Origin of the sequence: Dyella sp. SG562, from assembly GCF_011759495.1 — a bacterium.
Classification (GTDB): domain Bacteria; phylum Pseudomonadota; class Gammaproteobacteria; order Xanthomonadales; family Rhodanobacteraceae; genus Dyella_D; species Dyella_D marensis.
Map to the genome: position 1 here is coordinate 464,949 of NZ_JAAOYS010000001.1, position 23,296 is coordinate 488,244.

The 23,296-nt window shown below is 64.3% G+C and carries 11 protein-coding genes; 1 reads left to right on the forward strand and 10 read right to left on the reverse strand.

The features are described 5' to 3' along the window. The first annotated feature begins 208 nt into the window (after positions 1-208). On the forward strand, positions 209-943 hold the full coding sequence (locus FHW84_RS02010) for a TorF family putative porin (protein WP_167252440.1): 735 nt from the start codon (positions 209-211) through the stop codon (positions 941-943). On the opposite strand, the gene FHW84_RS02015 is transcribed toward FHW84_RS02010, so the two are convergent. The 10 genes from FHW84_RS02015 to FHW84_RS02065 form a co-directional block, all read right to left on the reverse strand. After that, the gene (locus tag FHW84_RS02015; RefSeq protein ID WP_167252441.1) at positions 908-1,669 is read right to left on the reverse strand and encodes a response regulator; all 762 of its coding nucleotides are present in this window, start codon (positions 1,667-1,669) and stop codon (positions 908-910) included. The two genes, FHW84_RS02010 and FHW84_RS02015, sit on opposite strands and share 36 nt — an antisense overlap. Further along, entirely contained in the window at positions 1,669-2,721 is a 1,053-nt protein-coding gene (locus tag FHW84_RS02020; protein ID WP_167252442.1) for an ATP-binding protein, read from the reverse strand. Before FHW84_RS02020 ends, FHW84_RS02015 begins: the two co-directional genes overlap by 1 nt. A 266-nt stretch (positions 2,722-2,987) precedes the next feature. Continuing rightward, entirely contained in the window at positions 2,988-3,782 is a 795-nt protein-coding gene (locus tag FHW84_RS02025; protein ID WP_167252443.1) for a nucleotidyltransferase domain-containing protein, read from the reverse strand. Between the two features lie 259 nt (positions 3,783-4,041). After that, on the reverse strand, positions 4,042-4,359 hold the full coding sequence (locus tag FHW84_RS02030; protein WP_167252444.1) for a hypothetical protein: 318 nt from the start codon (positions 4,357-4,359) through the stop codon (positions 4,042-4,044). A gap of 612 nt (positions 4,360-4,971) precedes the next feature. After that, positions 4,972-5,109, reverse strand: a complete 138-nt coding sequence (locus tag FHW84_RS02035) for a hypothetical protein (RefSeq protein WP_167252445.1) — start codon at positions 5,107-5,109, stop codon at positions 4,972-4,974. 135 nt (positions 5,110-5,244) lie between these two features. Next, positions 5,245-6,618, reverse strand: a complete 1,374-nt coding sequence (locus FHW84_RS02040; protein WP_167252446.1) for a TonB family protein — start codon at positions 6,616-6,618, stop codon at positions 5,245-5,247. A gap of 231 nt (positions 6,619-6,849) precedes the next feature. Then, on the reverse strand, positions 6,850-7,353 hold the full coding sequence (locus tag FHW84_RS02045) for a hypothetical protein (protein WP_167252447.1): 504 nt from the start codon (positions 7,351-7,353) through the stop codon (positions 6,850-6,852). Between the two features lie 103 nt (positions 7,354-7,456). Next, on the reverse strand, positions 7,457-8,134 hold the full coding sequence (cdiI, locus tag FHW84_RS02050; protein WP_167252448.1) for a ribonuclease toxin immunity protein CdiI: 678 nt from the start codon (positions 8,132-8,134) through the stop codon (positions 7,457-7,459). A 410-nt stretch (positions 8,135-8,544) separates the two neighbouring features. Next, positions 8,545-8,904 (reverse strand): hypothetical protein, encoded by a 360-nt coding sequence (locus FHW84_RS02060; RefSeq protein WP_167252450.1) that lies wholly within the window; start codon positions 8,902-8,904, stop codon positions 8,545-8,547. Continuing rightward, positions 8,901-23,060: a putative Ig domain-containing protein gene (locus tag FHW84_RS02065; RefSeq protein ID WP_167252451.1), complete on the reverse strand. Its 14,160-nt coding sequence runs from the start codon at positions 23,058-23,060 to the stop codon at positions 8,901-8,903. Before FHW84_RS02065 ends, FHW84_RS02060 begins: the two co-directional genes overlap by 4 nt. Positions 23,061-23,296 lie beyond the last annotated feature (236 nt).

Genomic DNA, 23,296 nt, shown 5'->3' on the forward strand with positions numbered 1-23,296 from the left:
GCTCACCGCTCCGCCCGGCCCCTCACCCCAGCCCTCTCCCCGGAGGGGAGAGGGAGCAAAGGCGGCCGGGTCGCGAGAATTCTTGATGCGGTCTTGATATCCGCCGCCAAAATCCACCGCCGTCTTTAGACGGCCATTCCTAGCATCCGCAGCAGTTTCCACTCGGTGCGCAAGCCCGCTCGCGCACCGCTTCCTGCGGATGATCACGATGAACCACGTTTCTTCTCTCGCGCTGGCCGTGCTGCTAGTCGGTGCCGTCACGCAAACCCATGCGCAAGACGCCAGCGCATGGCAGGCCACCTTCAACGCCGGCGCGCAATCCGATTATGTTTTCCGCGGCATCAGCCAGACCAACGAGCGCCCCTCCGGCTTCGCCGGCGCCGACGTCACCTACGACAAGCAGTGGTATCTGGGCGCGTGGACGTCGAACGTCGACTTCTCGCCTTCCGGCGACACCCGCACCAGCCAGGAGATCGATCTCTACGGCGGCTGGCGCCCTACCGTTGCGGGCATCAACTTCGACCTCGGCTACATCTACTACGGCTACCGCCACCAGCCCCGCGGCCTGCGCGAGTCGTACGCGGAAACCTATCTGCGCGCTTCGCGCGTCTTCGGCCCGCTCACGCTAGGCGTCGCCGCCTACCACTCGCCCAACTTCCCAGGCATCTCCAGGCGCGCCACCTACGGCGAGGCCAACATCAGCTACGCCATCGACGCCACCTGGAGCGCCTCCGCCGCCTGGGGCCGCCAATCCATCGCCCACGCCACTGTCCACGAAGACGGCAGCGCCAGCCGCTTCGCCTACAACACCTGGAACCTCGGCCTGACCTGGGCCATCAACGACCACACTTCGCTCGATCTGCGCTACTGGGATACCAGCGCGCATGGCTCCGGCGATATCTACGGTTCACGCGTGGTGGCGGGCATCAAGGCGACGTTCTAGCGGTGACATGGCGGGCACGGTGTCTTCGCGCCGGATGCCCGCCAGCCGATAACCCACCTGCAACTCGGTAATCAGATGGCAAGGACGTGCGGGATCGTGTTCCAGCTTCTGGCGCAGATTGTTCATGTAGACGCGGACGTAGTGGGGCCGGTCGGCATAGCCCGGCCCCCATACGGCCAGCAGCAGCTGGCGATAGGTGAGCACCTTGCCCTGGCCGCGGATCAGCGCGGCGAGCAGACGGAATTCGATGGGCGTGAGGTGGACTGGTGTGCCGTGGCGTTGCACTTCGTAAGTGGCGAGATCAACTGCCACTTCGCCGAAGTGGATAGTCGACAGCTCCGCGCCATGCTGCGCAACGAGGCTCGCCCGGCGCAGATGGGCACGCACGCGTGCAATCAACTCCGCCACGCCGAATGGCTTCGACAGATAATCGTCGGCGCCGGCTTCCAGCGCCGCCACCTTCTCCTGCTCATGCTCACGCGCCGACAGCACCAGCACCGGTGCGCTGGACCAGCCGCGCAGGTCGAGAATGAAGTCCTTGCCGTCGCCATCAGGCAGGCCCAGGTCGAGAACGACGACTTGCGGTTGCCGAGTGGCAGCGGCGATCCGGGCATCCCACACATTGCCCGCTTCGAACACCGCCATCCCTTCGCGCTCCAAGGCCATGCGCACGAAGCGGCGAATATCCGGCTCGTCTTCCACCAGCAGGATGCGTGGCCGGTTCATCAGTCGCGTTCCCGTTCGATAGAGGGCGGGCACCGCAAAGGCAGGCGTATCTCGAAGCGGGCGCCGGCGGGAAGCCCCGGGACAGCATGCATCGCACCACCGTGGGCTTCCACGATGCGCCTGCATAGCGCCAGACCCAGCCCCGAGCCACCGATGGATGACTCGCGCACGCCACGCGTGAATGGCTGGAACAGCGCTTCAGGCGCCATGTCACGCGGCAGGCCGGGGCCGTCATCCTGCACATGCAGACACAAATCCCTACCCACCACGCGAGCGCCAATCTCGATCGTCGCGTCATGCGGCGTGTACTTGGCCGCGTTATCCAGCAGGTTGATCAGCACGCGCTCGAACAGGCAGGCATCGAGCTCCACCAACGGCAACATCGGTTGCATATCGACACGAACCTTTCGCTCGCCAAGCCCCACCACCGCCGCCAACGCACACTCGACCACCTCGCCGACCGCCTGCCACTCCAGCTGCAGCCGCACGCCGTGCTCCTGCATCCGCGCCATATCCAGCAGATTGCCCACCTGCCGATGCAGCGCATCCGCCTGCTGGCGGATGGAACGTGCCACTTCGGCTTGCCTTCGATCCGCCGATTCCAGCGTCTCGGCCAGGCCACGTATCGCGGTGAGCGGCGTCTTCAGATCATGCGAAACCGCAGCGAGCAAGGCATGCCGCAACCGCTCCCCCTCCACCCGCAACCGCGCTTCGCGCGCGAGCTCCGCACTGCGGCCGGTGACGAACGCCACCGCCACGGTGAGCGCGAAGGTGAACAGGTATTGCGCATCCGATACATGGAAGGAATAAACCGGCGGCACGAAGAAGAAATCGAAACTGAGCACGCCCACCAGCGCCGCCGCGGCACCGGCCAGCTTGCCCCAGTGCAATGCCACCAGCACGACGGTGAACAGGAACAGCGCGACCACGTTGGAGAGGTCGAACACTCGCAGCAGCAGGCCAGCCGCCGCGGTGGCGAGTGCGCAGGCGACCACGGCGGAAAGCAGGCCGCGCAACGATGAGCGGGGCGTCCGCGCGAGGATGGAATGCATGCCGCCATTGTGGCGGCGGCGCGCATAAAGAAGCGGTATGCGCTAAACCGAAGCGCGTATAGAAGGCATAAAGAAAGCCCTCCCTACTCGTCATCCCGGCGCAGGCCGGGATCCAGTAGCGAGGCGGCGCATCCAGGCGAATGCGTCCAACGTTTTTGCCCCTGAAGTTTTTCGCGACAATCTGGCCATGCCGCCACTGGATCCCGGCCTACGCCGGGATGACGATGGGGCGGTGTCGGCGCGACACAGCTTGCCGCGTCGCCCCCTCACCGCCCCTTCTGCAAAACCAACTCCTCCTCATGCCCCGCCCACAGCGGCCCACCGGCACGATCGAGTATCCCCACCGCCAACGCCAAGAATTCCTCGAAATCCCCAACCGCCGCCTTCGCATAAGCCTGCGCAACCTTCGCCGACATCTCCTGGACGATCGCCTCCCCATACCGCACCGCCCACTTCCCCCGATGCCGCCACGTCCGGCTCGACAAAAACAGCAACTGCAGCAATGACGGATACGCCCCGGTCGCCACCATCAAGGCCTCCGCCGGCACCAGCCCGCCGGAGAGATCCAGCAACTGCGTAGTGACGAAGTGGCGCAGCGTATCGATCAGCCTCGGATCGGCCGCCCGCGGCCCCGCTGCAAACGCCGCGGTAAAGCGGTGCTTGATCGTTTCCGCTTGCCCGTGCGAATCCACCAGCACCTCGCCATGCGCGATCGGCAACAGCACCGTCGCATTCCCGTGCCGGCGCGAGAAATGGATAATCGGGTCGATCCCGTCCACACCGAAGATATGCGCCTCGATCGGCACGCCGTCGAACATCAGGCAGCGGCTGCGCAGCGCCGTGCTTTCGGGGAGCACTACGACCAGGTCGAGGTCCGAGTGTGGGCGAAAGTTATCGCTGAAGGCGGAGCCGAATCCGTAGGCGGCGATGGCGTCGGGGTGGTGGTGCTGGATGAATTGGCGAGAGAGGGCCAGGGCTTCGGTGCGGGAAAGCTGCCCTTTTGCTACGGACTCGGATGCGGCGGGATAGGCAGCCTGGAGTAGACGGGAGCTTGTCGGCATGGGGTTTCTTGGATCAAAGGCTGGCGTAGTAAGCACGCATCGTGCAGTAACTTCAAAAGCCCCGCTACTGAACTCTTCTCCCCTCCGGGGAGAAGATGCCGGCAGGCAGATGAGGGGCGGGTGCTTGCGGTGGCGCTTCTACAAGGCGAGGAAAAGCTTTGGCGCCTGTAACGACCCTCCGCGCACCGCTCCGCCCGGCCCCTCACCCCAACCCTCTCCCCGGCGGGGAGAGGGAGTTGAGAGGGTGTCGCCAGCGGGTTTATGAGGCATCCGGATCGGCGTCGGTTGTCGCGCAAGCGGCATCGCGCTCCACCTCCAACCACTGCATCCGCAAATGCGCCTGCGCCGCACACCTTGCGCCCATATCGATAAACACCCCGATCCCCTCCAGCATCACGGGCAAGCGCTTCGTATCGATATCGCGGTCCTCTTGCACCAAATCCGCCAGAACCCGAATCGAGTGATAGGCGTACTGCAACCACTCCGTCGCATCGTTCAACAAAGCATCCGGCCCCGCTTCCGGGTCGGAATAATAAACAGCGTTACGCACGATCCACGGTTCGCCAAACATATCCATAAGCAACTCCTTGCTAAGCACCGCGCCCCGCCGCGTAAAACGGCGCGCCGCCAGACAGCACGACGCGCCGCCGACCTTACGGGCTCGGGGTTTACCGGCGGCCCCTGGAGGGGGCGCCGGGCGGCTTGATTGAGGAAGTGGGTTGCGGCGTCAGAGGTTTTCGCCGTCGCGCAAGGCGACGTGCCGGGTAAGACGGCTCGGATTCTTTCCTACGAAAACTCTTAAACCGCGGTTCTTCAACCGCGTCCGCGCAGTCGTCGGACGGCCCGGATGGCCGGTGGGTGTGTCGCCCTGGGGATCGGCGAGCGTGCGAATCCCGTATGATCTGGCACAGCCATGATCAACTCCTGGTTAGTTGGTGATGGTCAGCGGGTCGTAGGAGTTGCACCTCCTGCGACCCGCGCTTCTCACAGCAATTGCTGCCATGGCTGCTCGCGACGCGCCTTGAAAACACACCGCGAGCAGCGCCTGCGAAACTATCAAATCGATTTTGGGTTGTCTGTAGGGGCACCCATGCGTTGTGCCCAATTGGCACCATTTACAGACATATCCGATGGCATTGCAGGGTTGACGTGAAGCAGGAACGCATGTCCTGCACCGCCTTGAACGACCTCACAGATGAAGAGCCACAAGGAAGCCAGCGATACCGCCAGCAGCAATGGCGACGTATCTCGTGGCGCCAGCAAAGAGATAGACGCCGTCCAGGCTCATGGGGATAGCTATCAAGCCGAGCGGGGCGACCAGGCCCATATAAATCGCCGTCAGTTACATCGTCTCGATCTGTTCGTCAGGCTTCGTAGCAACGGTCACAATCCCCTTGATGCGCGCAGCTTTTGGAAAAGCGGTGGCGCCATCCCAACTACCTTCGGCCCCTTAGGGAAAGCGTCAATGCGGAGCACGCGCGGAGTGATGCGCCAGCCAGTCGCGCGCCGCCGATTCGCCTTCCGCCACCTGCGCGGGCGTGGCGTGCTGGTGAGCCGTTTCGAGGTGATCGGAGCATTGCTGGTCGCCGCCGGCCAGGCAGATCGAAAACCACTGAAGAGCCTTGGCATAGTCGGCGGGAACCTCGACATTCTGCTCATAGATCAACCCAAGGCTGTACTGCGCCGGCGCCAGCCCCGCTTCTGCCGCCTTCTCGAACAGCGGAATCGCCGCCCGGCGATTTGGCAGCACACTCTGTCCCTTGACGTACATCAAGCCCAGGTTGAACGACGCCACCGGCTGCCCCTGCCGCGCCGCCTGCTGGAACCAGTCGAAAGCGGCCTTCTCGTCGGCAGGCACGCCCAGTCCCTGCTGGTACAAATAGCCGAGGCTCGTCTGCGCATTCGGATTACCCGCAGCCGCGGACTTCCGGTACCAGGAAAGAGCCTCCTGATAATCCTGCGCGACCACGATGCCGTGCTCATAGAACCGCCCGACCGCATGCTGTGCGGCAGCCATGTTCTGCCTGGCCGCCTTCATGTAGAGCTCGAACGCCTGCTTCGGGTCTTTCGAAACATGCCACCCGCTTTCGTAAAGCAGCCCGAGCTTGTATTGCCCTACCGGATTGCCGGCATCAGCGGATTTGCGGAACCAATCGACCGCGGCGGTAGGATCCTTGTCGACCCCATAACCGGTCTCGTAAATGGCTCCAACCAGATACTGGGCAAGCGTGTCGCCATGCGACGCGCGCTCGATCAGCGCAGCGCGCTGATCCGGCTGCTGCTTGGACAGGACGAACAGCTTGCCGTCCTCCAGCGCGGGCAGCTTGGCGGCATCGATATGGTCCAGGCGTTGCTTTGCCTCATCGTCACCCGCGACCGCCGCCAGCAGCAGGCGATTGGCTTCAAAGCGATCCGCCTGATCACCACCGCCGGCCTGCGCGCTGCTGCCGGCGGCAGCAGGCGCATTGGCATGAAAGTCCACCGGCACCCGCGCCCAGCCGGCCACCGGCACGCCGTCCTTCGCAGCGGGTATGAAGCGCCAATGCTTCGCCACGCTCACCGCGCTGGCATCGAGGTCGGCATAGCCACTGCTGAGTTCCACTGCGACATCGCCGGTACTGCCATCGGCCCGAACCAGAACCATCAGCAGCACTTTCCCGAAGTGCCCGGCCTGGGCGGCACCCGGCGGGAAACGCGGCGGAAACTGCGCGTTGTAAGTGAGGTCCTGCGCCACGGCATGCGTTGGCGGCAGGCCGTTCTGCGCATTGGTCAGTACCGGCGCGCAAAGCGCGAGCCATAGAACAACCGCCCTCAATGCCGGGCCGCTCCGATGCATGGTTTCCCCTTGAGAATCCACAGACATCCCATCTGTTCGACATGATTCGCGGGAAGTGCGGCGGCGATGCACTGCCTTCGTACTCCCGATCCCTGGTCATGCCGGACCTTGCGTCCGGCTGTCGATTTTCTATCGAGGGGTATCGGGGCTGTCAAGGAAGGGCGTGGGTTCGCAAGCTATTGCGGGGTTGGATGCAGCGACATGGCATGTGCTCGGTGCAGCGGTAATCATCTAGCTCTGAGGCATTAGATCCCGGCCCTTTCGAAAGAACCAGCCCCACAGAAACATCTGGACAAGAAGCGACACAGCAGATGTGACGAGCCAGAAGTTTGCAAGAAAAGCGAAGAAGAAAAATAGGCCGGTCAGGAAGTATAAAAAGTATTCTACGCCTCGCGCCTTATCGCTTACAAAGGACGCATATCGCTGCCTTGCGTACAATGACATTGCAAAAGACGGGACAAGAAAAAACACTGCGACAGCAACTCCCACGCCGCCGCAAGAATCCCGTTCGGCAGCGCAGAGTCCCAAGTCATCAATCCATGACATAAAGCCGTGCCCGGCAGCCAAGAATGCCAGGACGCTCGCCAATGTATAGAGAGACATCGCCAGATGCATAGCGGTCCAACATGCCGCCCGCAAGCTTCGATCAGACACATTGCCGTGCACGCCGAAACGAGAGTTCCACAGAAAGAACCAGCCTGCCCCGGCGACTACACGATCAAAGAAGCGGATCACACGAATGCCCCAAGTTATTGACCACCATTTCTATACGTCCACCATCCGATAAGAAACGGGCGGTAGAACAACCGGCCTTACTGGCATTGTCCTCCGTATCCCCTCATCGCTTTAGCGCGATGCTCCTTGTCGAATAATCTTGCGGGTTAGCTCTTACTGACTCAGCCAAGTCATCCAGGAACTCACCGTCGGCTTGCGCTCTCTGAGCATCCTCGACAGAAAGGGGAATGTTCAATTCATACATCCCAGCCCGCCCACAAAGAACTGACAGGATGAACGCATCATGCTCATCTCGATAGCAGGTGTACGAAAACCTCTTCTGTGCCACCACTGTTAGAACCATATCCCCAAAAAAAGGGCCGGAGGTAGTTAAACGAAAAGACGGCTCTTTAACTACCTCCGGCCCTTTATCGGACCTTATCGAATGCCCCCTTAAAGATGCCTCCTCCATAATCCCTTCTAGCTGCGACTTATCTTCTGGATGTAAGAGCACATACTTGTCGCAAGCCTCATGAAGAAATTTTGACAGATCCTCCTCTGTTAGCAATTTCTCGCTATCCATCAACCCAACCTTCACTCCACTGAAGTGGTACTCAGGACTCGGATCGGAATCGTCAGGGAAAAAACAGTAATCCTCATTAACACCACAACCCTTCCTTTCCAAAATCAACGGAAGAGCCCAAAGGAAACGACCTTGGAAATAAATTGAGTTGAAGAACTCTTTAACGATCCAATCTGGATCCGTCCTTGAGTCGACTTTTTCAAAGATGTCGCCGCCCATACCGCTCACCGTGGATGAAAATTAGTTATGAGTCCCCAAAAATGGCCGGAGGTAGTTAAATGAGCAGACGGCTCTTTAACTACCTCCAGCCCTTTATCGGCCTGTCGTCGGTGGCGTAGCTCATCAACCTCTCCGTGCGTGACATCGGTAGCAGATCATCGCGCTACCGATGTCACGTGCTCGTCGTGGGCCGCCGATTCAGCCGACATAGCCAGATTCGACCGAGGCCAGGAACCCAACAGGTCCTCGGTGCGGCCTTCGGCGACCAGCTCTAGTGCAGTCTTGCCGCCAAACGTCGCGATCGGCTCCTGCAGCCAGGCAACAGCTCGATCGTGGTCGCGCGATATCCCCTCGATTACAGCGAGAACATCAATCAGCTGATGCCTTAGAGACATCAATATCCAGTAGCCTTAGTAGTCGGACCTCCGCTCTCCAACCTGTCCAAATTTGTCGATTCGCGCCACTCGTAAGCCCGATGGGAGAAGCCTCTCTCGGACTAGCTTTTCAATGAGCTCATCGCCCAAGTCCATGCCATTTCCCCGGGCACTTATTCGGACCCAGAACGGCCGGTCCGAATGATCCTGGTCATCGGAAAGCATGACCTTAACCTCAACCTGATCGGTTTCGCCAAGAAAATAGCGCTCTTCCACATAATGGCTACCAAAACGCTCTTCATAAGACGCAACACCAAGCAGCGGAAATATCTTCGCTGCCAGCGTAGCCATCGTCTCTTCCGGCACCGAGGCCATTAACAGATTCACATGCTTCATTGCGGCTTAACCAAAATAGCAGGAGTTGACGGAAGCGCGCCCGGTTTCCAGGCGGCGGGGGATACTGGCCTACCAAGTATCTCACTCCATTTTTGACTCCATGCGTCAAGATTGGGATAGGCATCGATCATGCGATCAGGGTGTATGAAGTTCGGCTGGTTCTTGAATGCAGACACCACATCCGAACTTTCGACAAAAAGATCAATGTCGCTTGATGGACCAAATGGCTGTCCAAACGTCGGGCTTCGCGGATTGCTGCCAAAGCCGGTGACTGAGCTTCCTCGCACACCAACAGTCGCATCGTTAAATCCATTCTCAGCCATCGCATCTATAAGCTCTTGCGAAGCAGCGTGGAATTGGGTCTCAGATTCAAACCCAAGCGGAACGCTCCTAGTGGCCCCATTGATCGGCACGCCAGTAAGTCCCGTGTTTGGAACTGGAGGTGTACTGTTTGGAACAGCTTCCGGTGCCTCAGGCATCTCGCCTGGGGCTTCTGGGCCCGGGAGAGTATCGACGCTGCCAGCCGAACCACGCAAGTTATCGAGCAAGCCTCCTACCGACTTGCCCACATCTCCGGCCAGGCTACCAACATCACGTCCTAGGATTGGCGCAATGGAAACCGCTCCCTTGGCGAGATAGCCGATACCAGCGCCAGCCACTTTGCCTCCTACTATTCCGACAACCCCCTGCTCGACGCTGTCGGGCATAAAGGTCTGATAGAAGGAGTATTTAATGCCCCCCCAAACAAAAGCGGCCTGATTGCCGTCATGAAGATCTTGGGCTCCTTCGTCCGCCAGTTCGTTGCGAACGATTTCATTGAATCCATGAATTTGATCGTCCGCCTGGCTGAGCCAGGATGGATTGCCCTGTGAAAATACGTTCGACGGGTTGAGATTGACCACCGTTGCGGGCGATTCGTCTTGTGACGCAAACGTTTCTGCCGACTGATAGGCAGGCAATGTGTAGTCGAGCGGATGCAAAGAGTAAACGGGACCACCTTGATAGTCCGCTGGCCCAACACCGAGTAAATCTCCCTGATAGCCGCCGTAAGGAATTGCGCTCATAGCGGTACTACCGACGCTGTTATTGCCTGGCGCTATGAAATTGCTCAGCTCCGAGCCACCAGACTGGCTAGATGACTCCAAAGCCGCTGCGGCCCACACATCCTGCTGACTCTGCAGATTGATATGGCTAACGTCAGGATCTGACCACGAATTCATGGCCCCAACGGTCATAGCGCTTGCCAATGTACTCCCAAGCTGCGTCGCCTCTGCCTGCGCCTGCTGCGCCTCCTGCACCGCCTGCTGATACTGCCCCTGATACTGCGCATACTCCGCATTAGCCTGCGCCTGCGCATCGTTCGCCTGCGTCACCTGCTCATTCGACACCGCAATCTGCTGCACCGACGCCGCTATCTGCTGCTCCGAATCCGCAATCTGCTGGTCATCCAGCGCAATCTGCTGCTCATACGGCGAGGGATCGTCCGACGTGGTGTCACCGCTGTTATCGGCAGCGTCATTGCTGCCGGTTTCATCGGTGCTACCCGTATCGCCCGAACCCCAATCATCGGCGCCCCAATCGTTGCCGTAAGAACCATAGTCATACGACGACCCGGTGTCGTAATTGCCGCCGAAGTAATTGCCGAAACCGCCCCAGCCATCGTCGGAGCTGCCCCAGCCATCATCGCCGCCCGAGCTGTCGTCGAAGTTCAGGTCGCCGCTGATATCGATGCCGTCGTCGGCAGGAATCGGCGGGATATACGAGGAGTTGAACGGGTTGGTGACGGTATTGCCACCCCCGCCGGATCCGAACAGCCCGGCAATCGCATTGCCAGGATTCGCCGCATCCGCTGCAGCCTGGTCCGCCTGCTGCTCGGCCTCCTTCTGCCTCGCATCGTCCTCCGCCTGCTGCGCAGCCTGCTTCGCCGCCAACGCCACCTGCACCGCGGCTTGCGCCGACGCCGCCTGCGCCGCCGCCATCTGCGCCGCCGCGGCCGCCTTCGCCGCGGCCTGCTGCGCCGCCAGCGCCGCCGCCTGCTGCGCGGCCCACTGCTGCGCGGCCTGCTCGATCTGCGCCACCGTCTTGGCCAAGGCCGACTGCTGGCTCAGCTGCGCCTCGATCGACAAAGCCACCGCCTGCCCGGCCGTATCGAACGCCGCCGCGCCGCCGCCCAGCAAGGTGCCCTGCGAGTACGGCTGGAAGTTGTCGTAGGCATTGGTGCTGGTGGTGACCTGCGGAATGCGCAGCACCATGCCCAGCGGCAGGGTGCTGTCGATCGACAGGCCATTGGCTTCGGCCAGGATGTAGTCGTAGTTGCTGTTGCCGTACACCGCCATGGCGATGGAGCGCAGCGTGTCACCCGCACGCACGGTGTAGTTCTGCGCACCCTGTGTGCTGTTGCTGTAGCCGCCGGTGGTGCTGAGCACGTTGATGGCGCCGGCCGTATCCACGCTGCCCAGCTGCTGTTCGTTCACCGACTCGTAAGTGGTGGTGACGGTGCCGCTGCTGGTGGTGGTGCTCTGCTGCGCCATCTGGCCGCCGGCGGTGTAGGCCATCACCTGGGTCTGGCTGGTGCCGTTGACGGTGCCGGTGGTTTTGCTCAGTTCGCCCAGGTCGTTATAGGTGTTCACCGTGGGCTGGTTGACGGTGCCGCCGCCGCTGATCAGCGTGGGCGTGGTGCTGGCGAGCAGCAGGCCGTTCTGCTTAATGTAGGCGTTCTGGTAGCCGATGGTGCCGCTCACCGGGCTGCCGTTGACCACCGTGGAGACGCTGCCGGTGGTGACGCGGTAGCCGAGCGCATTGCCGTCGGCGTCGTAGCCATAGCCGGCGCCGGCCGCCGCGTAGTTCTTCTCGGTGGCCAGGTACAGCGAGCCTGCCGTGGCGCCGCTGGGTGCGCTCGGCGCGGTGGTGTCCTGGTAGCTCGTGGCGACGTTGTTGCCGTACTGGTTGATCAGCGCCTGCGCGCCTTCCTCGGCGTATTCGCTCTGGTCGACCAGTTCGCCGTCGGCGTTGTAGCTGTAGAAGGTGTCGGTGGCGACCCAGCCGGCGTCGTTGAAGGTGACCACGTTGCCGTTGAGCGTGCCTGCGCCCTGGTGGCCCGGCAGGTTCCAGGTGACGTCGCTGCTGAGGCGGCCGTCCAGGTCGTAGCTGCGCGTTTCGTAGGTGGCGAAGGTGGAGCTGCCCGGCGCCTCGTTCTGGATCATGGTCAGCTGATTCAGCGCGTCGTAGCTGTTGCGCTGGGTGGTGTACTGGCCGGCGCTCTGCTCCGTCGTATAGGTCACCACGTTGCCCGCCGCGTCGTAGGCGTTGGACGCGGAGTTGGTGGCCGTGGTCATCAGGATCTGGCCGTTCTGCAGCGCGCCGTTCGCCACCACCACGCGGTTGTCGGCGTCGTAGGTGTACCAGTCGGCGACGACGTTGGGCGTGGTGGCCTGGGTGGCTTGCGCGGTCTGGACCGACATCATTTCCGGCGCCGGGCTGGATGCGCCCGCGCTCATGGTCTGCGCGGACAAGGTGCCGATGCCGGTCAGGATCTGGATGCGCAGAGGCACGCTCACAGACAGACTGTCTGCAGGGTCCCAAGCCACGACGCTGCACGAGTAGGCCTGCTTCAACGCGCTTGCCGGCACATTGGCGGTGATCACGCCGGAAGGGCTCATTTCAACGCCGGGCGGTTTGTTGCCCTGGAGGTTGTAAGAAAGCGGACGCCCCATAGGATTGCTGAAAGCGCCGGCGGGTACGGTCCAGGTTTCCGAATCACCCGCGTTGAAGGTGATGCCGGTGGGCATGCCTCCGTTGTATACCGGCGCCGAAGCCGCGACCACGGTGATGGTAAACGTCGTCGACGCCACCGTATTCGCCGTCGACGTGGCGGTATACGTCACCGTCCACGTCCCTGCCGTCGTCGGCGTACCGCTGAAGATGCGCGACGAAGGATCGAAGCTGATCCCCGGCGGCAGATTGCTCGCGCTGTAGCTGATGGCATAGCCGTTGGCGTCAGTGGCGGTCGGCGCCTGGTACGAATTCATCACCACGCTGGCCGTGCCACTGAGATTGCTCACGCCACCGGTGAACACCGGCGTCACCGCCGGCACCGTGATGGTGAACGTCTGCGACGCCGTGGTCCCCGCGCTCGACGTCGCCGTATACGTCACCGTATACGTGCCCGCCGTGGTCAGCGAACCGCTGAAGGTACGCGTGGACGCATTGAAGCTGATCCCCGACGGCAGACCGCTGGCGCTGTAGCTCACCGTATAGCCATTGGCATCCGTCGCCGTCGGTGCCTGGTAGCTGAGCGAGCCGCCAGGCTGCACCGTCTGGTTGGTCATGCCACCGGTGAACGCCGGCGCCACCGCCGGCACGGTGATGTTGAAGCTGGTGCTGACGCTGGTGCCGGAAGTCGACGTCGCCTTGTAGGTGATGGCATACGTGGCCGCCGCGATGGAACTGATAGTGCCGCTGATCGTCCGCGTCGAAGCATTGAAGGTCAGGCCCGCCGGCAAACCCGTGGCGGTATAGGTGACGGCTTCGCCGTTGTTATCCGTGGCCGCTGGCGCCGTATAGCTCATCCCCGCGCCCGGCTGCACCGTCTGGTTGCTGACGGCACCGCTGAACACCGGCGCCACCGCCTGCACCGCCACTGCAACCGTCGTGCTGACCGTATGCCCCAGCGCATCCGTCGCCACCACCGTGATGGTGCTGCTGCCCACCGCGGTCGGCACCGGCGGCGTACCGGTAAAGGTCTGCGACGTCGCGTTGAAGCTCAGCCAGCTCGGCATGCCGCTCACGGCATAGCTCAGGCCCATGCCCAGCGCATCGTTGAAATTGCCGCCGATGGCGTAGTTCAGCGCCGTACCGGGCGGCACGCTCTGCGCCGTGAGCGCCGTCGTCAGCGTCGGCCCGCCGGTGGTGAGCGGAATCGGCGTCGCCGCCGCGCCATTGGGGCCCGCAGCATTCGCCGTGAACACCGCGCGGCGATTGCCCGCGGCGTCGTAGACATACACGCTGCGCATGGTCGCCACCGTGCCGGCGGCGTTCTCGACGGTCACTTCCTGCACGCGGTTGTGGCTGTCGTAGCCGATAAGCGTCTGATTGCCGACCGCCGTGCCGCCGCCATCCTGCGTGGCGACCGTGGCACGCGCCACGTTGCCGTTGGCGTCGTAGCTGTAGGTGTAGTTGGAGGTTGCACCGTTGACCACTTCATTGAGGCTGGCCACCTGGCCGTCCGCCTCGTAGGTAAAGGTCAGCGTGGAGGTGGTGCTGCCGGCCGGCCCCGTCGGCGACCAGTTGCTGGTCTCGGTCGCGAGCAAGCCGGTGGTGGCGTTGTAGGTGTAGTTGTAGGTGGCGCCGCTTTCGTCGACGTGGCTCTGCACGCGGCCGAAGGCGTCGTAGACCCAGCTCTGGCTGTTGCCGTTGGCATCCACCTGGTGGATCAGATAGCCGTTGACGTCGTAGCCGTAGGTCTTGGACTGGCTGTTGGCATGCTGCAGGGCCGTCTGGCTGCTCAGCACGCGCTTCTGGCCGTCGTAGGTGTAGTAGCTGCTGTTGCCCAGCGCGTCGGTGACCTGGATGCGGTCGCCGTTGGCATCGAGCACCAGCGTCTGCTGGGTAACCATGCTGCGCGCGGTGCCCGCACCGTTGAGCTGGAAGTAGCCCTGCCCCGTCACCTGGTTGAGATTGTCGTAGCTGGTGAAGGTGATCTGCGCCACCGTGCCGGTGGCGGTCTGCGCCGGCGGCGTCTGCTGAGCCACGGCGCGGCCCAGTGCGTCGTAGGCGGTGTAGGTGCGGTTGCCCACGCCATCCTGCGCCATGGTCAGGTGGCCGGCGCTGTCGTAGGTCTTCCACAGCCACACGCCGTTCTCGTCCTTGCTGCCCATCAGCTCGCCGTTGGCGTTGTAGGCGCTGACGGTGGTGGAGCTGGCGTTGGCGTAGTTGCCCTGCGCGGACACCACCAGGGTGCTGGCCTCGGTGGTCTGGAACAGGCGGTCCTGGTCGTCGTAAGTGTAGGTAGTGGTATTGCCGTTGGCATCGGTGCTGCTGATGACATTGCCCCAGCGGTCGTAGCCATAGCTGCTGTGCGCGGTATTGGCGCCGCTGGTGGCATTGGTGGCCGGCAACAGGCGAGTGACGACGCGGCCGCTCAGGTCCAGCGTGCTGGTGGTGGCCTGGCCCGATGCGCTATCGGAAATCAGGTGACCGGCCAGGTCGTAGCTCATGGTGTGGACGACGCCGGTCTTGCTGTCCGTGGACGTCAGCAGCTGGCCGGCGGCGTTGTAGGTGTAGCTCAGCTCGTAGCCGTTGTTGTCGCCCTTGGCCGAGATCTCGCCGAAGGCATTGCGCTGCTGCTGCGTGTAGCTGTCGTAGGTTGCCGTGCCGCTGCGCTGCACGGTGGTGCTGAGCAGCTGGTCGTTGCCGTCGTAGGTGTTGGTGGTGGTGACGGTGGTGGAACCGGTCAGCGTGTAGCTGTCGGTGCGCAGGTTGCCATTGGCATCGTAGGTCTTGCTGTGGCGCGTGCCGTCGGCATCGGTGGACGAGGTCATCCGGCCCGCCGCGTCGAAGACGGCCAGGCTCTGCTGCGACAGTCCGCCGGCGGCCACGGTGGTGCTCAGCGCATGGCCCTGCGCGTCGTACACGTAGCTGGTGACGGGGCTGACCGAGGTATACAGCGAGGCGGTGGTGAGATCCCAGCCGGGGTTGCTCTGCAGCAGCGCCGCCCAGTTGCTGACCAGCGCCTGGCGCGCCGGATCGGTCACCGTCGCCACGCGGCCCAGCGCGTCGTAGGTGGTGGTGGTGACAATGCCGTTGACCGACTTGCTCAGCACGCGGCCTTCGCCGTCGTAGGTATAGCTGGTGACGCTGGCGCTGATCGCGTCGGTCGGGTTGCCGCTGCTGAGCGCACCCTGGGTCGCACCGTTGCTGGTGACATAGCCCACGTCGCCGGTCAGCGTCTGACTCAGCACGCGGCCGATCGCATCGTAGGCGTAGGTGGTGACGCGGTTGTCGCCGGTGGTCTGGTTGCCCGCCGGCGGCAGCGCCGGCATGGTCGACGTGCTTAGGCCGCTCGCACTGATCGCCTGCGCATAGTCCGTACGCGTGGCGACTTCGCCGAACGCGTCGTAGGCGGTGGTGGTGACATAGCCCTGCGGGCTCGTATAGCTGCCGGTGGGCGTCACCACCATCACCACACGGTGCAGTGCGTCGTAATAGGTGTTGGTGGTCGCCCATACCGCTGGCGAGCTGGTGCCGCCCACCGTCAAGGCCGGCTGCAGCAGCACCGCGCTGGTGACCAGGTTGCCGTAGGCGTCGTAGGTATAGACGGTGGTTGGCGCGGCAGTGGCGCTCTGCCCCGCCAGCGGCCCCATGCCCAGCGTCATCGAAATGGCGGCTTGCGCTACCTGGGTCTTCTGGTTCCACTGGTCGTAGGTGGTGCTGGTGATGCGGTCGCCGCTGGAAGTGCTTGAGTTGAATTGATCCGGCGTGACCGGCTGCCCGGCCGTCCAGCTGCCGCCCAGCCCGGCGAAGGGCGCGGCGTGCTGCGCGGCGCTGACCGCATTGCCGTAAGCGTCGTAGCTCCACGAGGTGATGCCGCCCGCGCCATCGATGGCGCCGATCAGGCGGCCGTCGTTGTCGTAGACGCGGTAGTCGTAGTTGCCGTTCGCGTCCTTGCTCACCACCTGATCGCCGAAGGCATCGTAGGTGGCGGTGCTGACGCCGCTCATCGCGTCCGTGGTCTGCACCCTGTGCCCCGCGGCATCGTAGGCGTAATGCACGGTGCTGACCGCGGTGATCGCGGTCGGTGCGGTGCCATAGCCTTGGGTAACGCTGGTCGCTTCGCCGAACGTGTCGTAAGCGGTGGTGGTGTAGAGATACTGGTTCGCGGCGCTCTGCAGGGCGCCGCCGGTGTTGTAACTGCCCACGGTCACCGCGGGGCTGCCGGTCTGCACCAGGCGGCCTGTGGTGTCGTAGCTGTAGGTCCACGCCGCGCCGTCGCGGTTGGTGGCGCCGGTCTTCAGCCCGCGGCCGTCGTAACTGTAGGTGGCATTGACGCCCAGCGCATCACCGGTGCTGAGCACGTTGCCGCGCGTGTCGTAGGTGGTGGTGCTGACGCGGGCACCGGTGGCGCCGCCCGCGGCTGCCACGGCGGCGGCAATGGTTGCCGCGGTGATGCTCGCCGGCACCGTGATCGCATGCGCGTACTGCTGCACCGAAACCGTGCGGCCAAAGGCGTCGTAACCGTTCTGGGTGACGTCGCCGAGCGCGTCGACGTGATAGATCTCGCGGCTGTCCGCGTCGTAGACCGAACTGGTGATCTGCATGCCCGCAGCCGGCGTGCCCGCCACCGCGCTGGCCACACTCGCCGTGTTCAACTGCGCGCTGAGCGGCTGGCTGGTGCTCAACGCCAACGTGTTGGCATAAGCGATCCGCGCAACTATGTTGCCGTTGGCGTCGTAGCGCTGCTCGGTGACGGCGCCCACCGTGCCGCCCTGGTTCTGGCGCACGGTGAAGCGCTGGCGGCCGGCGCTGTCGTAGAGATAGAGCGTGGCCTGGGCGTTGGCATCGGTATTGCCCGCGGCGCTTACCGCGCTGGCCACCTGCGCGAGCGTTCCCGGCACGCCCGCCACCGCATTCGCATAGCCCAGCACTTCGGTGACGCGGCCGGCCGCGTCGTAGCGGGTTTCCTTGACGTTGCCCATCGCGTCGATGGCGTAGCGCTGCTCGCCGGCCGCGTCGTACACCGCGTAGCTGTGGCGATCGTAGTTGCTGGCGGTAAGCAGGCCATGGATCTGCGTATCGGTCGGCGCATTGCCCAGGCCGGCGAGCTGTGCTGGCGTCAGCGCGTTGATATAGGCCGTGGTCGCGGTCACGCGGCCATTGGCGTCGTAGCTGGTCTGCGTCACTGCGCCCGTGGCGCCGACGGCGTACAGCTGCCGCCCGAGCCCGTCATATGCCGCATAGCTGCTGCGATCGGCGGCACTGGTGGTCACCACCGCCGCGACCTGCGCCGCCGTCGGCGCACTGCCGAGCGCGGCCAGCTGCGCAGCGGTCAAGGCTGTTGCGTAAGCGATGCTGCGCGTGACATTGCCGTTGGCATCGAACACGCGCTGGGTAACGCCGCCCGTGCCGTCGATCTGGTAGACCGCCTCGCCATTGGCATCGTAGGCGCTCCAGCTCTGCAGGTCGCTGCTGCCGGCCGTGATGTATGAAGCAACGGCAGTCGAGGTCGCCGTGGGGCTGATGCTGCCGGTCGACAGCGGCGCGGCATAGCGGCGCACCTGGCTGACTTGGCCGTCCGCGTTGTAGCTGTACTGCGTAGCGTTGAGCGTGGTGCCGGACAGCGCGTAGGCCACCTGGCCGTCGGCGTTGTAGACGCTCTGCTGATAGCTGTCGCTGGCGGTATTGGTGACATCGGCCGCCACGGCGGCCAGGGTCGGCGCCGCACCTAGCGCGCTGAGCTGGTTCGCCGTCAGCAGCGTGGCGTAGCCGCGCGTGGTGGTGAGGCGGCCGTCGGCGTCGTACCACATGCGAGTGACGGCGCCGGTGGGATCGATGGTGAAGACCTTCTCGCCCGCCTCGTCGTAGACGTAGCGCGTCACGTTGCCGACGGCGTCGGTGGCGCTGAGCAGATGGTTATCGCCGTCGTAGGTGTAGCGCGTGCTCAGGGCGAGGTTCGACGGATCGTCGATCTTCTGCGTCAGGCGGCCGAGGTTGTCGTAGACGTATTGCGTGGCAGCGGCGGCGGACGTGCCCGCGCCGTGCGTCACCGTCAGCACGTTGCCGGCGCCGTCGTAGCTGTAGGTGGTGGTGATGTTGAGCTTGCCGCTGCCGGCGTCCTGCACCTGGGTGAGGGTGTTGCCGTCGGCGTCGTAGCTGTAAGTGGTGACCGTGCCCAGCGGGTCGGTGACGCTGAGGCGGCGGCCTTCGCCGTCATAGGCATAGGTGGTGACCGCGCTGCCCGGGTCGACGGTCTGCGTCAGCACCCGCCCGGCGGCATCGTAGGTGTAGCTCACATCCTTGTAGGAGAAATTGCTGCCGACGGCGTAGGCGGTCTGGCTCAGGTTGCCGTCGAGGTCGTAGTGGTTGGTGCGGACATTGCCCAGCGCGTCCGTGGTGGTGAGCAGGCGGCCGTCGGCGTCGTAGGTCGAGGTGGTGACGTTGCCGGCGCCATCGGTCACGGTGAGCGTGTCGCCGAACGGATCCTTGGTCACCACGGTGTGGATGCCGCCCGGGGTGATGATGGTGGTGGTCAGCCCGGTCGGGTCGTACTGGTAGGTGGTGGTGTTGCCCACCCCATCCACCGCGGTGAGCACGCGGCCGATGGCGTCGTACGTAGTCTGCGTGGTGCGCACCTGGCCCTGCACCGTCTGGCTGCTGCCGACCTGGCGGCCCAGCGGGTCGTAGCTGTAGGTGACCACGTTGTTGTTGGCGTCGGTGCGGCTGGTGACGCGGCCGAAGGCATCGTAGGTGGCCGAGCTGGCCTGGGTCGCGGCGCCGCCCACGCCATCGGTTTCCTGTACGCGCTCGCCGCGCGCATCGTAGACGTACTGCGTGACCGTGCTGTTGGAACCGCTGAGCGCGCTGCCGGCGCCGCTCAGCTGGCGGGTGACCTGGCTGACGTCGCCGAACGCGTCGTAAGCGGTGGCGGTGTGGTAGCCGTCGCCGCTGGTGACTATCACCACGTTGCCATCGGCGTCGTAAGTGGTGCTCACCTGCTGGTTGGGATCGGCCGCGCTGGCGGGCAGCGCCGCGACCGCCGCCGCCACGTCCGCCGTGCTGGCGGCATTGGCATTGAGTGTGGTGCCGCTGCTGCTGCCGCTGGTGACCAGGCTCAGCAGACTTGCGTAGGCCGTGCTCGCGGTGACCTGGCCGAAGGCGTTGTAGGTGTAAGCCGTGACGCTGGCCAGCGCATTGAGCGTGCTGCCGCTGGATTGCCCCTGCACGGTGTAGGCGAGGCGCTCGTCGCTACCGTAGTAGTACCAGGTGATATTGCCAGCGGCGTCCCTGGACTGGGTCTTCTGGCCCAGCGTGTTGTAGGTGTAGCCGGCGAAGGCATTGACCGGATCCGTGGTGCTGACCAGGTCGCCGTAGCCGTCGTACACGGTGATGGTCGAACGCTCCGCCGTCAGCGCCGCGCCCGAGGTGGTCAGCTTGATCCGCGCCTGGCGGCCGGCGCTGTCGTAGGAGTACTGCGTGTAGGTGGTTTCCGCGCCGTTGATGGCATCGACTTCCGCCAGGCGGCCGTCGGCATCGTAGAAGCGCTGCACCTGCTGCAGGGCGGAACCCGCGGACTGGCCCGCCGCGGCGGCAGCGGCGACCAGGTCGCTATAGCCCGGATGGGCGGGCAGCACGGCAATCTGCGCCGCAGTCAGCGGCTGCGCATAGCGCATGTCGCTTTCCATGCGCACGGCGGTGGGATAGGACGCCGTGGTCAGCTCCTGATAGCTGCGCACCGTCAGATAGCCGGCCGGGTCGATGCTGCCGACCAGCTGGTTCTCGCGGTCGTAGTAATTGCGGGTGATCTGGTCCGTACTGCTGCTCGTCACCACGGCCTGCAGCGAAGCTAGCGTTGGCGCCGTACCCAGGCCGCTGCGCTGGCTCGGCGTGAGCGCGGTGGCGTATGCGGTGACCAGCACCGCATTGCCGCTGTTGTCGTAGCTGGTGATGGTGACGTAGCCCGCTGCGTCGATGCTGGCAACTGTGCGGCCGTCGGCGTCGTAGACGGTCTGCGCGAGACGGTCGGCACTGTTGCTGGCCAGTACGGCGTTCAAGGCCGACAGCGTCGGCGGCGTGCCAAGACCCGCGCGCTGCGTGGCGGTGAGCGGCGTGGCATAGGCCAGGCTGCTCAGCGCGCGGCCGGCACCGTCGTAGCTGACGGTGACCACGTTGCCCAGGCCGTCGATGCTCGCCACCGCGCGGCCGGCGCTGTCGTACACGCTGTCGGCGATGCGGTCGTCCGCGCTGCCGCTCGGCACCGGCAAGGCCGCGGGCAGGCTTGCCGTCAATGCGCCGCCGCTGATCCAGCCGCTGGTGCTGACCGGCGTGGCGTAGTCGGTGGTGCGTACGACACGGCCATCGGCGTCGTAGGCGTAAGCCGTCACCGCGCCCGTGGCATCCACCGTGCCGGTGACGCGGCCATCCGCGTCATAGAAGGTGAAGCTGCCGTTGCCGGCCGGGTCGATGGTGGCGACGGACTGCCCCGCCGCGTTGTACAGGTAACTGGTGACGCGGCTGGGCTGCCCCGTCACCGCCTGCGTGCGGCTGACCAGCTGGCCCGCGCTGTTGCGCACTTCGGTAGTGACCAGGCCATTCGCCTGGTGGATGGCCAGCGTGTTCTGGCTGTCGCTGTAGGTGTAGCTGGTGACGTAGCCCAGAGCATCGGTGCTACCGATCAGCCGGCCCATGCCGTCGTAGGCGTAGCTGGTGGTGGCCAGGGACGAGCGATCGGTACCGCTGCGACGGATCGTCTGCAGCAGGCGGCCGCTGGCGTCGTAGGTGTAGCTGGTCTGCACCGCGTCGTAGGCGATATTGCCGCCCTGCATGGCGCCGGTGCCATCCGCGGCCAGCGTGCCCCAGACCGTGCTGGAGGCCAGCTGGCCGCGCACGTCGTAGCTGTAGTCGGTGCGCGTGGCCTGCGCCAGCGTGTTCTGCACCGGGCTGCTCGCCACCCAGGCCTGCAGGTTCGCCAGGCTGGGCGGGTTGGCGGGCGTGGCGGCGCTGGTGTCGTAGGAAGCGCCGAGGTACGTCCGCGTCGTGCTCAGCTCGCTGAGGCCGGCGGCCGACACGGTGTAGTCGTGTTCCGTCACGGCGCCCAGCGGATCGACGGTGAAGTTGAGACGGTCGCCGGCGTCGTAGACGTAATAGGTGGTCTGCGCGCCCGAAGGCGCCACGTAGCCGCCCTGCCCCGGCGTGCCTTGCGCGGCGACGGCGTAGACGGTCTTGCTGGTGACCTGGTTGTCGGCGTTGTAGGTGTAGCTCACCGCGTGGCCGGTGGCATCGGTGACGCTCAGCAGGTTGCCGTTCGCGTCGTAGCTGTACCGCGTGGCCGCGCCGTTCGCATCCACCGACTGCAGCAGATTGCCGCTGGCGTCGTAGCTGTAATGCGTGGCGGGACTGGCGCCGTTGACGCTGGGCGCGGTCACCTGCGTGAGCTGGCCGGCGGCGTTGTAGCCGTAAGTCCACGCCTGGCCGAGCGCATTGCTCACCGTGGTGGTGTCGCCGTTCAAGTCGTAGCTGAAGTTGACCGTCTGCGCGGCCGCGCCGGTACCGGTGGTCGCGCTGGCGACGCGGTACACGCCCTGGCTGTCCTGCGCATAGGTGTAGCTGGCCACCGTGCCGTCGCTCTGCGTCACCGACGCCACGCGGTCGCTGCTGCCGTCGTAGCCGTAGGTGGTGGTGTAGCTGGCGGAGCTGGAGCTGTTGGTGTCGGAGGCGAGCGTGGTGGTGACGGTGCCGAGGCGGCCCTGCGCGTCGTAGGTGTAGCTCACCTCCTGGCGCGTCACGGCCGCAGTCTGGCCGGGCGGCACTTCGGTGACGGAGATGCTGCCCAGTCGGCCGTTGCCGTCATAGCCGAGCGTCAGCACATCGCCATCGCTGGCGGTGATCGTGGTGAGCTGGTTGCCGTTGTAGCCGAAACTGTAGCTGGCGCCGCTCTCGGGGGAGCTCAGTCCGGTCAGCTGGCCGGCGGCGTTGTAGGTCTCCTGCTGGCGGCTGGCGCCATCGGTGCGGGTCCAGCTGGAGCTGGCGGCATTCCAGGTGAGCGTGTCGACGCTGCCGCTCTGTCCCGTGCTGAGGTAGGCGCCGGCGCTGGCGTTGTAGGCGTAGCTCACCATGGAGCCGTCATCCGCCACGCGCGACACCGTGCTGCCTGCCGTGTTCACCGTCCCGGCCAGCCCGCCGATGCTGCGGCTGAAACCGAACAGCCAGCCCTGGCTGCCGCCGCCGGGACTCAAGCTGTTGTAGGTGCGCAGCTGGTTCAGCGGCAGGTCGTCGAACAGCAGGCCCTGATCCTGCCCCTGCAGCACCAGGTTGCCGTTGGCGGCATTGACGTACTGGCGCGATTGCGCCTGCCCCAGATTCGATGCGCCTCCTTGCGCCTGGCCCAGCTGCGTCAGCGAGGTATTGCCCAGCCCCAGACCATTTCCTGCAATCACGGCAACCATGAAGTCTTCCTGGATGTTCGAACGAAGAATGCGCGGACCGTTTTTCAGTCCGTCCTTCTGTCTCAATCCAGGAATGCGGGGAAAAGTTTAGGGTGAATTTGCGTGATGACGCGAAGTATTTTCTTGCGTCGTTTTCTTGCGTGCCGCAAATAAAAACGCCGGATGCGTGGAGCGCAATCCGAACCTCTTACAGCAAGGCATTCGGCTTGAACAAAAGCCCAGGGATAACCACCAAC